The 14001-nt window shown below is 37.5% G+C and carries 12 protein-coding genes; 10 read left to right on the top strand and 2 right to left on the bottom strand.

The features are described 5' to 3' along the window. Positions 1-260: 260 nt before the first annotated feature. From clpX to ysxC, 4 genes are all read left to right on the top strand, one after another. Entirely contained in the window at positions 261-1520 is a 1260-nt protein-coding gene (gene clpX, locus F8162_RS12730) for an ATP-dependent protease ATP-binding subunit ClpX (RefSeq protein WP_000472283.1), read from the top strand. Between the two features lie 106 nt (positions 1521-1626). Next, positions 1627-3297 carry an ATP-dependent protease LonB gene (gene lonB / locus F8162_RS12725; RefSeq protein WP_151633454.1) on the top strand — a complete coding sequence of 557 codons (1671 nt, stop codon included), beginning with the start codon at positions 1627-1629 and terminating at the stop codon, positions 3295-3297. Positions 3298-3481: 184 nt separating this feature from the next. Beyond that, positions 3482-5812: an endopeptidase La gene (gene lon / locus F8162_RS12720; RefSeq protein ID WP_151633456.1), complete on the top strand. Its 2331-nt coding sequence runs from the start codon at positions 3482-3484 to the stop codon at positions 5810-5812. After that, the gene (gene ysxC / locus F8162_RS12715) at positions 5809-6405 is read left to right on the top strand and encodes a ribosome biogenesis GTP-binding protein YsxC (RefSeq protein WP_000869124.1); all 597 of its coding nucleotides are present in this window, start codon (positions 5809-5811) and stop codon (positions 6403-6405) included. The genes lon and ysxC overlap by 4 nt, the downstream gene beginning before the upstream one ends. Before the next feature lie 37 nt (positions 6406-6442). On the opposite strand, the gene F8162_RS12710 is transcribed toward ysxC, so the two are convergent. Next, positions 6443-6859, bottom strand: a complete 417-nt coding sequence (locus F8162_RS12710; protein WP_151633458.1) for an organic hydroperoxide resistance protein — start codon at positions 6857-6859, stop codon at positions 6443-6445. 2 nt (positions 6860-6861) lie between these two features. Then, complete coding sequence (locus F8162_RS12705) at positions 6862-7314, bottom strand: MarR family winged helix-turn-helix transcriptional regulator (RefSeq protein ID WP_151633460.1); 453 nt, start codon at positions 7312-7314, stop codon at positions 6862-6864. Between the two features lie 415 nt (positions 7315-7729). Here F8162_RS12705 and hemA point away from each other — a divergent pair, with 415 nt between their 5' ends. The 6 genes from hemA to hemL are packed head-to-tail and all read left to right on the top strand — an operon-like array spanning position 7730 to position 13914. Beyond that, positions 7730-9064, top strand: coding sequence for a glutamyl-tRNA reductase (gene hemA / locus F8162_RS12700; RefSeq protein ID WP_151633463.1), 1335 nt, complete (start codon positions 7730-7732; stop codon positions 9062-9064). 17 nt (positions 9065-9081) lie between these two features. Beyond that, complete coding sequence (locus tag F8162_RS12695) at positions 9082-9915, top strand: cytochrome c biogenesis protein (protein ID WP_000008998.1); 834 nt, start codon at positions 9082-9084, stop codon at positions 9913-9915. A gap of 15 nt (positions 9916-9930) precedes the next feature. Next, positions 9931-10860: a hydroxymethylbilane synthase gene (hemC, locus tag F8162_RS12690; protein WP_151633465.1), complete on the top strand. Its 930-nt coding sequence runs from the start codon at positions 9931-9933 to the stop codon at positions 10858-10860. 2 nt (positions 10861-10862) lie between these two features. Then, positions 10863-11615 (top strand): uroporphyrinogen-III synthase, encoded by a 753-nt coding sequence (gene hemD / locus F8162_RS12685; protein ID WP_151633466.1) that lies wholly within the window; start codon positions 10863-10865, stop codon positions 11613-11615. Positions 11616-11635: 20 nt separating this feature from the next. Beyond that, positions 11636-12625, top strand: coding sequence for a porphobilinogen synthase (gene hemB / locus F8162_RS12680; protein ID WP_001087076.1), 990 nt, complete (start codon positions 11636-11638; stop codon positions 12623-12625). Further along, complete coding sequence (hemL, locus tag F8162_RS12675; RefSeq protein ID WP_048541355.1) at positions 12625-13914, top strand: glutamate-1-semialdehyde 2,1-aminomutase; 1290 nt, start codon at positions 12625-12627, stop codon at positions 13912-13914. The genes hemB and hemL overlap by 1 nt, the downstream gene beginning before the upstream one ends. Positions 13915-14001 lie beyond the last annotated feature (87 nt).

Below are 14001 nucleotides of genomic sequence, written 5' to 3'. Positions count from 1 at the left end.
ATAACAAGGCGCGATTTTAATCGTGCCTTGTTTTATAAATATAGAAATATATTTATAAAACTTTTCGATGAAGAAGGAAAACTTCCTTTACAAGTCGAATATACATATTTCAAAAGTTTTAAAATTTTTTTATTTGTACATAACTAGTCATATTATTTGTATTTCTCGCCACGTAGTGACATAATATGTATTTACATACGATACATTTATCGTGTACATACGAAGGCAAGAGGTTAGCACTTTGTAAGGGGTGTGAAAATATGTTTAAATTTAATGATGAAAAAGGTCAATTAAAATGTTCTTTCTGTGGTAAAACACAAACGCAAGTTCGAAAGTTAGTTGCAGGTCCAGGTGTTTACATTTGTGACGAGTGTATCGAACTTTGTACTGAAATTGTACAAGAGGAGCTTGCGAAGGACGAAGAAGTAGAATTCAAAGATGTACCGAAACCGGTAGAAATTCGTGAAATCTTAGATGAGTATGTCATCGGACAAGATAACGCGAAAAAAGCACTAGCGGTAGCGGTATATAACCATTACAAACGCATTAATTCTAACAGTAAAATTGATGATGTAGAATTAGCAAAGAGTAATATTTCACTTATTGGGCCAACTGGTAGTGGTAAAACATTATTGGCACAAACATTAGCGCGTATTTTAAATGTTCCATTTGCGATCGCGGACGCAACATCTTTAACAGAAGCTGGATATGTAGGGGAAGATGTAGAAAACATCTTACTAAAATTAATCCAAGCAGCTGATTATGATGTAGAGAAAGCGGAAAAAGGAATCATTTATATTGATGAGATTGATAAAGTGGCACGTAAGTCCGAAAATCCATCAATTACACGTGATGTATCTGGTGAAGGCGTACAGCAGGCACTTCTGAAAATTTTAGAAGGTACTGTAGCGAGCGTTCCACCTCAAGGTGGTCGTAAGCATCCGCATCAAGAGTTCATTCAAATTGATACAACGAATATCCTATTCATTTGTGGTGGAGCGTTTGATGGCATTGAGCCAATTATTAAACGTCGCCTTGGTGAGAAAGTAATTGGATTTGGTGCTGAGAAGAAAAATGCTGATGTAAATGAGAAGCATGTTTTATCTCACGTTTTACCAGAGGATCTTTTAAGATTCGGTTTAATTCCGGAGTTTATCGGTCGTCTTCCAGTTATTGCGAACCTAGAGCCACTTGATGAAGATGCTCTTGTAGATATTTTAACGAAACCGAAAAATGCACTTGTTAAGCAATTCCAAAAACTATTGGAGCTTGACGATGTTGAGTTAGAGTTTGAAGAAGGTGCACTAATTGAAATTGCGAAAAAAGCAATTGAACGTAAAACAGGTGCTCGTGGACTTCGTTCTATTATTGAAGGCTTAATGCTTGATGTAATGTTCGAACTTCCATCTCGCAAAGATATCGAGAAGTGTATTCTGACGAAAGAAACAGTAGCTGATAATGAACCGCCGAAATTGGTGTTACAAGACGGTACTGTACTTGATACAAAAACATCTGCATAGTGCGAAGAAGAAACAGCAATTTTTATAATTGCTGTTTTTCTTTATGTTTAGCTATGTTCCTCCGCGGAAATACTAAGTGATAAAACATTGCGGGAGGAAATAAATTATGAGCTGGACAAATATATTTTTACTTGTTCAACTTGTTTTTGGTGTAATTGTCGGATTATATTTTTGGCATTTACTTCGAAATCAGCGAACACAAAAAGTTTCAATTGATCGAGAATCGAAAAAAGAATTAGAACAGCTTCGTAAAATGCGTGAGATTTCTTTAACAGAGCCGCTTGCGGAAAAGGTACGTCCTACATCCTTTTTAGATATTGTAGGGCAAGAGGACGGAATTAGGTCGTTAAAAGCGGCTCTTTGTGGTCCGAACCCGCAACATGTAATTATATATGGTCCGCCAGGTGTCGGGAAGACAGCGGCAGCACGTCTTGTATTGGAAGAAGCGAAACGAAATCCGAAATCTCCATTTCGTACGAATGCAACATTTATCGAACTTGATGCGACAACAGCAAGGTTTGATGAACGTGGTATTGCAGACCCATTAATTGGTTCAGTCCATGATCCGATTTATCAAGGGGCAGGTGCAATGGGGCAAGCGGGTATCCCACAGCCGAAAAAAGGGGCTGTAACAGATGCGCATGGTGGTATTTTGTTCATTGATGAGATTGGTGAATTACATCCAATTCAAATGAACAAAATGTTAAAGGTGTTAGAAGACCGGAAAGTATTTTTGGAAAGTGCGTACTATAGTGAAGAAAATTCAATGATTCCAACGTATATACATGATATTTTTCAAAAAGGTTTGCCAGCCGATTTTCGCTTAGTTGGGGCGACGACACGTTCGCCAGAGGAGATTCCTCCTGCTATTCGCTCACGCTGTTTAGAAGTGTTTTTTCGTGAGTTAGATACAGAAGAGATTCAAAAAGTAGCGAAGAATGCAGCTGATAAAGTGGAAATGCAAATAGGTGAAAATGGTATTGAAATGATCGGGATGTATGCAAGAAATGGACGAGAAGCGATTAACCTTGTACAAATTTCTGCTGGTATGGCAATAAATGAAGAACGCTCTTTTATTAAAGATGAAGATATAGAGTGGGTTGTTCATTCTAGTCAACTTACACCGAAATATGAAAAACGTATTTATCCGATTCCGAGAATAGGTCTTGTAAATGGACTTGCTGTATATGGACCAAATACGGGCGCGTTATTAGAAATTGAAGTAACTGCAATCAAGGCGAAAGATAAAGGATCGGTAAATGTTACCGGAATTGTGGAAGAGGAAAGTATTGGTAGTCAAACGAAATCCATTCGCCGTAAAAGTATGGCGAAAGGTTCTGTAGATAATGTATTAACGGTACTTCGTTCTCTAGATGTGTTGCCAGAAGGGTACGATATACATATTAATTTTCCAGGTGGTATCCCAATTGATGGGCCTTCGGCAGGTATTGCTATGGCAACAGGTGTATATTCAGCAGTGCATCGTACGTATGTGAGTAATGAAGTAGCGATGACCGGTGAGATAAGTATACACGGGGAAGTGAAACCTATTGGTGGTGTGTACGCAAAAATAAAAGCCGCGAAAAAAGCAGGTGCTAAGAAAGTCATCATTCCTGCTGAAAACATGCAACCGTTTTTGTACACAATAAAAGGAATTGAAATCATTCCCGTTCGTAAGTTAAAAGAAGTATTTGAGCTAACATTTATGCAGGAAAACATGCATCGAGACCTTGATATACATACTGCTGTGGACGAAACAGATGCGCAATCAATGTGAGAATGAACGATAATAAAATTTGCCAGACTTCGTTTAAGTTTGTATGCTTAAGCGGAGTCTTTTTTCCTTTTTATAAGGGAGAAAAAACGAGAGATTTACAATTGCGGAAAATCTCTGCAATTGCATCTAGATGTATTGTAATATAAAATAGTTGAACAGGAGTTTAATTTATTATGGAGGTGCTATGTCTAGTATGAATACGAATGAAAGAATCGTACCCCTCCTACCATTAAGAGGCGTTCTCGTATATCCAACGATGGTTCTGCATCTTGATGTAGGACGTGATAAATCGATACAAGCATTAGAGCAGGCGGCAATGGATGAAAATATCATCTTTTTAGCGATGCAAAAAGAAATGAATATCGATGATCCGAAAGAAGATGACATATATAGTGTAGGTACAGTAGCGAAAGTGAAGCAAATGTTAAAATTGCCGAACGGTACGCTTCGTGTCCTTGTAGAAGGTTTACATAGAGCTGAAGTAGTAGAGTTTATCGAAGAAGAAAATGTAGTGCAGGTTTCTATCAAAACGGTAACTGAAGAAGTGGAAGATGATCTAGAAGAGAAAGCTCTTATGCGTACATTACTAGAGCATTTCGAACAATATATTAAAGTTTCGAAAAAAGTTTCAAATGAAACATTTGCAACGGTAGCTGATGTAGAAGAGCCAGGAAGATTAGCTGATTTAATTGCTTCTCACTTGCCGATTAAAACGAAGCAGAAACAAGAAATCTTAGAGATTGTATCTGTGAAGGAACGATTACATACACTTATTTCAATTATTCAAGATGAACAAGAGTTACTTAGTTTAGAAAAGAAAATTGGACAAAAAGTGAAACGTTCAATGGAGCGCACGCAAAAAGAATATTTCTTACGTGAGCAAATGAAGGCGATTCAAACTGAACTTGGCGATAAAGAAGGTAAGGGCGGGGAAGTTGAAGAACTTCGTGAGAAAATTGAACAGTCGGGAATGCCTGAAGAAACAATGAAGGCTGCACTGAAAGAATTAGACCGTTATGAAAAATTACCAGCAAGTTCTGCGGAGAGCGGTGTCATTCGCAATTATATCGATTGGTTATTAGCACTTCCGTGGACAGAAGCGACAGAAGATATGATTGACCTTGCTCATTCTGAAGAGATTTTGAACAAAGATCATTACGGACTTGAGAAAGTAAAAGAGCGCGTACTTGAATATTTAGCTGTACAGAAGTTAACGAATTCATTAAAAGGACCTATCCTTTGCTTAGTAGGACCTCCTGGGGTCGGGAAAACTTCGTTAGCGCGTTCGATTGCAACATCATTAAATCGTAATTTTGTCCGTGTATCCCTTGGTGGTGTACGTGATGAATCTGAAATCCGTGGTCACCGTCGTACGTACGTTGGAGCGATGCCAGGACGTATTATTCAAGGTATGAAAAAGGCGAAAACAGTTAATCCAGTTTTTTTATTAGATGAGATTGATAAAATGTCTAACGATTTCCGTGGAGATCCATCAGCAGCATTACTTGAAGTGTTAGATCCAGAACAAAACCATAACTTCAGTGATCATTACATTGAAGAACCGTATGATTTATCGAAAGTTATGTTTGTAGCAACTGCGAATACACTTTCAAGTGTTCCTGGTCCGTTGCTTGACCGTATGGAAATTATTTCGATTGCTGGCTATACAGAACTTGAAAAAGTTCACATTGCCCGTGAACATTTATTGCCGAAACAATTAAAAGAACATGGCTTACGAAAAGGTAATTTACAAGTACGTGATGAAGCACTTCTTGAAATTATTCGTTATTATACACGTGAGGCTGGTGTTCGTACACTAGAGCGTCAAATTGCAAAAGTTTGTCGTAAAGCAGCAAAAATTATCGTTACAGCAGAACGCAAGCGTATTGTAGTAACAGAGAAAAACATTGTTGATTTACTTGGTAAGCACATATTCCGTTATGGGCAAGCCGAAAAAACAGACCAAGTTGGTATGGCAACAGGGTTAGCGTATACAGCAGCAGGCGGTGATACACTTGCGATTGAAGTGTCTGTAGCGCCAGGTAAAGGGAAATTAATTTTAACAGGGAAACTTGGGGATGTTATGAAAGAATCCGCACAAGCAGCGTTTAGCTATATTCGTTCTCGTGCAGAAGAGCTTCAGATTGATCCGAATTTCCATGAGAAAAATGATATTCATATTCATGTTCCAGAAGGAGCAGTTCCAAAAGATGGACCGTCAGCAGGTATTACGATGGCAACGGCACTTATTTCTGCACTAACAGGTATTCCTGTAAGTAAAGAAGTAGGAATGACAGGTGAAATTACACTTCGTGGTCGTGTATTACCAATTGGTGGTTTAAAAGAAAAAACATTAAGTGCTCACCGCGCAGGCTTAACAAAAATTATTTTGCCAGCAGAAAACGAGAAAGATTTAGATGATATTCCAGAAAGCGTAAAAGAAAACCTTACGTTTGTACTTGCATCTCATTTAGATGAAGTATTGGAGCACGCATTAGTAGGAGTGAAACAATGAAAGTAACAAAAGCAGATATTGTAATTAGTGCTGTTAAACCAGAACAATATCCAGACAGTGATTTACCAGAAATTGCATTAGCAGGTCGTTCAAATGTCGGGAAGTCTTCCTTTATTAATAAAATTTTAAATCGTAAAAAGTTAGTACGTATTTCTTCTAAACCAGGAAAAACGCAAACGTTGAACTTTTTCTTAATCAATGAGATGATGCATTTTGTTGACGTTCCAGGTTATGGATATGCGAAAGTATCTAAAACAGAGCGCGCAGCATGGGGCAAGATGATTGAGACTTACTTTACAACACGTGAGCAATTAGACGCAGCTGTATTAGTAGTTGATTTACGTCACCAACCAACAAACGATGACGTGATGATGTATGATTTCTTAAAGCATTATGAAATCCCAACAATTATTATTGCGACGAAAGCCGATAAAATTCCGAAAGGGAAATGGCAAAAGCATTTAAAAGTTGTAAAAGAAACGCTTGCTGTTGAAATTGGCGATGAAATTGTTCTATTCTCTTCTGAAACAGGACTTGGAAAAGAAGAAGCGTGGAAGGCAATTCATAGAATGACAAAAACAAAAAACGCGTGACGAATGTCGCGCGTTTTTTTTTATTTACTAAATTTTTTTATCTTACGTTTAATGTAACCTCAATATTACCTCTTGTTGCTTTTGAATAAGGACATACACCGTGAGCGGCTTCTACAAGTTCTTGTGCTTCGGCATGAGAGACGCCAGCAACGTGTACATCGAGTACAGCAGATAGGCCGAAACCACCATCTGTATCTTTTCCGATAGAAACGTGAGCAGTTACTTCTGTGCTTTCTACTTTCATATGTTTTGTACGAATGACAAGTTGTAATGCACTATCAAAACAAGCGGCATAACCAGCAGCAAATAGTTGTTCTGGATTTGTTGCCTCTCCGCCTGCACCACCTAGTGCTTTCGGCATTTTTACATCAAGATTTAATATGCCATCATCTGAAATTACTTTTCCGTTTCTTCCACCTGTAGCAGTTACTGAAGCAGTATATAATTTATCCATGTTTATTCCCCTTTTCTATCATTTATTGTTTTCATTGTTTCAATTAGTTTATTTAATTGAATTAATAAAGAACGATATTCTTGTTCTGTAATTCCTAAATTTGTTGCCATGGTTGTCGGCAATGAACAAGCCTTTTCTTTTAAATCTTTACCTTGTTCTGTTAATTCAATACAAACTTTGCGTTCATCTTCTTTGGAACGAACGCGTTTTACAAGTTTTAATGATTCCATTCGTTTTAACATAGGTGTTAACGTACCGGAATCTAAAAATAGACGTTCTCCAATTTCTTTTACTGTTAGTCCGTCTTGTTCCCATAGTACAAGTAAAGTAATGTACTGGGGATACGTAATACCCATCTCTTCTAAATATGGTCGATAAAAGCGGATAACCTCTTTAGAACAGGCGTAAATAGAAAAACAAAGTTGGTTATCTAGATGTAAAGAATTCTCTGTCATACATAACTCCCTTCTAATTAAGTTGTGCACAATTTAATTTTGTAAAATCAATATAACCAAAAAGAAATACAATGTCAAATACATTGTATTGAGAAAGTTTGTGCTACAATTTGGAACAATCATACATATTTTTCTTCATGATGAAAGAAGATAGGAAAGATGATGTTATAATTCGTATGGAATGGTTTCCATCACTTGATTATGAGGGCTTTTTTTGGTAACGTACAAATAGAGTTATTAATTTATAATCATTATAAAGTAGAAAGCCTTTATTATTTTTACTGAATCTCCTTTATTACATACGGAGAATAAATAAAAAATAATCGGTTGTTCACACGATTGTCAGATTCATAAGAGGAAAGTTGTATTATGATAGTAGATAAAGTGATAAAACGGGTGAAGGGGGACATGCTGCGTGCATATTCTTGTTGTTAGTGTAAATTATCGAACAGCCCCTGTAGAATTTCGTGAGAAACTCACATTTCAGGCAGCAGAGCTAGAGCAAGCAATGACTATATTACAAAATCAAAAGAGCGTGTTAGAGAATGTCATTGTATCAACTTGTAATCGCACTGAGATTTACGCTGTTGTCGATCAATTACACACGGGACGGTATTATATTAAGAAGTTTTTAGCTGATTGGTTTCAGCTTGAAATAGAAGAAGTCGCACCATATTTAACTATTTTTGAACAAGATGGTGCAATAGATCATTTATTCCGCGTGACGTGCGGTTTAGATTCTATGGTAGTTGGAGAAACACAGATTTTAGGCCAAATAAAAGATAGCTTTTTAGAAGCGCAACAAGTAAAAGCGACAGGCACAATTTTTAATGAGTTGTTTAAGCAAGTGGTTACGTTAGCGAAACGTGCGCACTCAGAAACGACGATTGGTGAAAGTGCGATATCTGTTAGCTATGCTGCTGTTGAGCTCGGAAAGAAAATATTTGGTGAGTTAACAGATTGTCATGTGCTTATTCTTGGTGCTGGTAAGATGGGTGAACTGGCACTACAAAACTTATATGGAAGCGGTGCTCGAAAAGTAACAGTCATGAATAGGACGTTTAAGAAAGCGGAAGTAATGGCTGAGAAATATATGGGACATGCAAAGCCTTTAAGTGAATTACAATGTGCATTATTAGAAGCAGATATTTTAATTAGTTCAACTGGTGCATCTGAATATGTCATTACGAAAGAGATGATGACAAAGGTAGAGAAAATGCGCTCTGGTCGTCCGTTATTTATGGTGGATATTGCAGTGCCGCGTGATATTGATCCAGCGATTGATGAACTAGAAGGTTCTTTCTTATATGACATTGATGATTTGCAAGGAGTAGTGGAAGCAAATCGTGCTGAGCGTTTGAAAGAAGCAGAGAAAATTCAATTTATGATTGAAGAGGAAATTGTTTTATTTAAAACGTGGTTAAGTACACTTGGTGTTGTTCCGTTAATAGCAGCTCTTCGTGATAAGGCACTTGCTATCCAAAGTGAAACGATGGATAGTTTGGAACGAAAAATACCGAATCTTAGTGATCGTGAGAGAAAAGTAATTAGTAAGCATACGAAAAGTATTATTAATCAATTATTAAAAGACCCCATTTTAGTAGCGAAAGAAATAGCTGCTGAAGAGGGAGCAGACGAAAAATTAGCGTTATTTGCAAAGATTTTCGACTTAGAAATGGAAGATGTAGAGAGTTGTGCGGAAGAAGTAGAACATAAAAGAGCATGGACACCATCCGTTCCATCTTTATAATTTGGAAGGATGATCGGATGAGTTTTTTAAATAACAGTATTATTTATCATATTGCAATTATTTTATATGCTTGTAGCATTAGTTTATATTTTATAGATTATTTCCAAAGTAACCGAAAGGCGAACCGATTTGCTTTTTGGTTACTTTCGATTGTATGGGTTCTGCAGTCTATCTTTATGTTACTTAGGGCTACAGATTCAGAAACGAACCCTATATTAACTTTATTATCAGGGATTTATTTTTATGTTTGGCTATTGATTACGATGTCATTAGTCATTAATCGATTTATGAGAATTGATTTTCTAGTCTTTTTTACAAATGTTGTCGCATTTGGCGTAAGCGCTTTTTCTATTTTTACACCGCTCGGAAAGATGTCGCCGGTACTGGCTGAGCAATTAGTTTCAGAACTTGTATATGTACATGTCGGTATGGCTATTATTTCTTATGCAACTTTCACTGTATCGTTCATTTTTTCTATTATGTATTTATTGCAATATCGCCTATTAAAAAAGAAAAAATGGAATGCGAGATTAAGAAGGTTAGGGAATTTACCGAAGCTAGAATCGATGTCTTACGGATTAAATTTATTTTCTGTTCCATTTTTCTTACTAGCTATTTTATTAGGATGCATATGGGGATATACGAAATTGGACAATTTCCATTGGTACGATACGAAAGTGATCGGGTCTTTTGTTGTTCTATTTGTATATTGTGCTGGCCTATATTTACGAGTGGCAGATGTGTTGCAAGGGAAGAAAATCGTGCAGTGGAATATCGGAGCATTTCTCGTAATGCTAATCAATATTTTTCTATTAAGTAGTTTATCCAACTTCCACTTTTGGTATTTATAATGAGGAGAGAGAATTATGCGCAAAATTATTGTAGGGTCACGAAAGAGTAAATTAGCATTAACGCAAACAAACTGGTTTATTGATCAGTTAAAAGCGCTAGGTTTACCATATGAATTTGAAGTGAAAGAAATCGTCACAAAAGGTGATGTTATTTTAGATGTTACTCTTTCAAAAGTAGGCGGAAAAGGCTTGTTTGTTAAAGAGATTGAACATGCGTTACTTACGAAAGAAATTGATATGGCTGTACATAGTATGAAAGATATGCCGGCCGTACTTCCAGAAGGATTAATGATTGGTTGTACACCAAAGCGTGTTGACCCTCGTGATGCTTTTATCTCAAAAAGCGGAGCATCGTTTAAAGATTTAGCAGAAGGCGCTATTTTAGGTACGAGTAGTTTAAGACGCAGTGCACAATTATTAGCTGCGAGACCAGATTTACAAGTGAAGTGGATTCGAGGAAATATCGATACACGTTTACGTAAATTACAAGAAGAAGATTACGACGCAATCATTTTAGCGACAGCTGGATTACAAAGAATGGGCTGGGATAATGAAGTTATTACAGAACATTTAGATGAGACGTTATGTGTACCTGCTGTAGGACAAGGTGCATTAGCGATTGAGTGCCGTGAGGATGATAAGGATTTACTACAGTTGTTAGCGCATATGAATGATGCAGTAACAGAAAGAACAGTGGCGGCAGAACGAGTATTTCTTCATAAACTTGAAGGTGGATGCCAAGTTCCAATCGCTGGATATGCAAATCTTACAGAAAATGATGTAATCGAATTAACAGCTCTTGTCGGTTCTATGGACGGTTCTGTTTTATTGAAAGAGACAGTAGTAGGAACTAATCCAGAGGAAGTAGGATTAGAGGCTGCGGACCGTTTAATTAAACAAGGCGCAAAAGAACTCATTCTTGCTGCAAATAAGGGGCAACAATAAATATGAACGCTCTCGCTGGCAAAACGGTATTAATTACACGTGCTCAGCATCAAGCGAAACAAATGAGTGTAGCGGTGAAAGAAAAGAGCGGAATTCCATTGGAAATTCCGCTTTTGCGTATGGAAGGTATATCTCATAGGCAAATTCAACATATAGCAGGGCAGCTACATTCGTATGACTGGGTTATTTTTACGAGTAAAAATGGGGTAGCTTTTTTTCTAGATAGTTTGAGAAAGAAGCTACCCGCAAAGACTAAAATTGCTGCAGTAGGCGTGAAAACAAGGTTAGAGTTAGAAAAGCGGGGCTACCAAGTGGACTTCGTTCCAACTTCATTTGTTGCAGAAGTATTTGCAGAAGAGTTTGTAAAAAGACTAAGTGGAAACGAGTGCATTTTATTTCCGAAAGGGAATTTAGCAAGAGATGTAATTCCAGTTGCACTTCGCGAAATTGGTGTTTCTCTAGATGAGCTAATCGTATATAGTACGAAAGAGAATGTAGAGAAAAGGCAAGAGCTTATAGTAGCGTTAGAAGTAAGGAAAGTAGACATTATTACATTTACGAGCCCTTCAACTGTTATTAGTTTTGTTCGTTTACTTGAGGGTACAAACTGGAGAGAATGGACAAAAAAATGTACAATTGCTTGTATAGGGCCCATTACGGAAAAAGAGGCGAGCCTTTATTTTCCGCATGTTATTATGCCGAAAGAGTACACTGTAGAAGCATTACTACAATGCATTTGTGAATCTATAAAATAAAAGAATGGGGATAGAAATCTATGAACTCTTTACAATTTAATCGTCATCGTCGCTTAAGACAAAGCGGTAATATGCGTGCGCTTGTGCGTGAAACGTTTTTACATACGGAAGATTTTATTTATCCTATTTTTGTATTAGAAGGAGAAAATGTTCGTAATGAAGTGCCTTCTATGCCAGGCGTATACCAAATGTCTTTAGATTTATTGCAAGCTGAAATGCAAGAGGTTGTTGATTTAGGTATTCGTTCTGTTATTGTATTTGGTTTACCTGCTGAAAAAGATGAAGTTGGATCATCAGCTTATTGTGACCATGGAATTGTGCAACGTGCAATTAAGCAAATTAAAGGTGAATTCCCTGAGCTAGTAGTAGTTGCAGATACATGTTTATGTCAATTCACAAGCCATGGTCATTGTGGTGTAATTGAAGATGGTATTATTTTAAATGACGAGTCTCTTGCAGTTCTTGCGAAAACAGCTGTAAGCCAAGCAAAAGCAGGAGCAGACATTATTGCGCCATCAAACATGATGGACGGATTCGTAACAGCAATTCGCCACGCATTGGATGAAAATGGTTTTGGACACGTACCAGTAATGTCGTACGCTGTGAAATATTCATCAGCATTTTACGGACCATTCCGTGATGCGGCGCACGGTGCTCCGCAATTTGGTGATCGTAAAACATATCAAATGGATCCAGCGAACCGTATGGAAGCATTCCGTGAAGCAGAATCAGATGTAATGGAAGGGGCAGATTTCTTAATTGTAAAGCCGGCTCTTTCTTACTTAGATATCGTTCGTGATGTGAAAAATAACTTTAATTTACCAGTCGTTGCTTATAACGTAAGTGGTGAATATTCGATGATTAAAGCTGCAGCGCAAAATGGTTGGATTAATGAAAAAGAAGTTGTACTTGAAAAATTAATTAGCATGAAACGTGCAGGAGCAGATTTAATTATTACGTATCATGCAAAAGATGCAGCAAGATGGTTACAAGAAGGAGGCGCTAAATAATGAAAAAGTTTGATAAGTCGATTGCGGCGTTCGAAGAGGCACAAGATTTAATGCCTGGTGGCGTAAATAGCCCCGTTCGTGCCTTTAAGTCTGTTGGTATGAATCCGTTGTTTATGGAGCGCGGAAAAGGCTCTAAAGTATATGATATCGATGGGAATGAATACATCGATTACGTATTATCATGGGGTCCTTTAATTCATGGTCATGCGAATGATCGTGTTGTTGAAGCTTTAAAATCTGTTGCTGAAAGAGGAACAAGCTTCGGTGCCCCAACGGAAATTGAGAATAAATTAGCGAAACTTGTTATTGAGCGCGTACCATCAATTGAGATTGTACGTATGGTTAACTCTGGAACAGAAGCAACAATGAGTGCGCTACGTTTAGCTCGTGGTTATACAGGTCGTAACAAAATTTTGAAATTCATCGGTTGTTATCACGGTCATGGTGATTCGTTATTAATTAAAGCGGGTTCTGGTGTGGCGACGCTAGGTTTACCAGATAGCCCTGGTGTACCAGAAGGTGTAGCGAAAAATACGATTACAGTAGCGTATAACGATTTAGAAAGTGTGAAATACGCTTTCGAACAATTCGGTGATGATATTGCTTGTATAATTGTAGAACCAGTAGCAGGGAATATGGGTGTTGTTCCTCCACAACCAGGATTTTTAGAAGGTCTTCGTGAAGTAACAGAGCAAAATGGTGCGTTGCTTATTTTTGATGAAGTCATGACAGGATTCCGAGTTGCTTATAATTGCGGACAAGGTTATTACGGTGTAACACCTGATTTAACTTGTTTAGGTAAAGTAATCGGTGGTGGATTACCAGTAGGAGCATACGGCGGTAAAGCAGAAATTATGCGCCAAGTTGCACCGAGCGGACCGATTTACCAAGCAGGTACTTTATCAGGTAACCCACTTGCAATGGCAGCAGGTTATGAAACGTTAGTACAGTTAACGCCAGAATCATATGTAGAATTTGAGCGTAAAGCTGAAATGTTAGAAGCTGGCTTACGTAAAGCGGCTGAAAAACATGGCATTCCGCATCATATTAACCGTGCGGGTTCTATGATTGGTATCTTCTTTACAGATGAACAAGTTATTAATTACGATGCAGCAAAATCTTCAAACTTAGAATTCTTTGCGGCTTACTATCGTGAAATGGTAGAACAAGGTGTATTCTTGCCACCATCTCAATTCGAAGGTCTATTCTTATCGACAGCACATAGTGATGCAGATATTGAAGCGACGATTGCAGCGGCTGAAATTGCAATGTCAAAATTAAAAGCTTAATTGTTGAAAGAAAATCGCTCTCCATAAGGGGAGCGATTTTTTTTATTCATAAAGTCAGCTTTCCATACATAAATCTGTAATGACATA

This window comes from Bacillus sp. CH140a_4T (assembly GCF_008923725.1).
In the GTDB taxonomy this organism is placed as follows: domain Bacteria; phylum Bacillota; class Bacilli; order Bacillales; family Bacillaceae_G; genus Bacillus_A.
The sequence above is the reverse complement of the archived record's forward strand: the minus strand, read 5'-3'. Positions and strand labels throughout refer to the sequence as shown.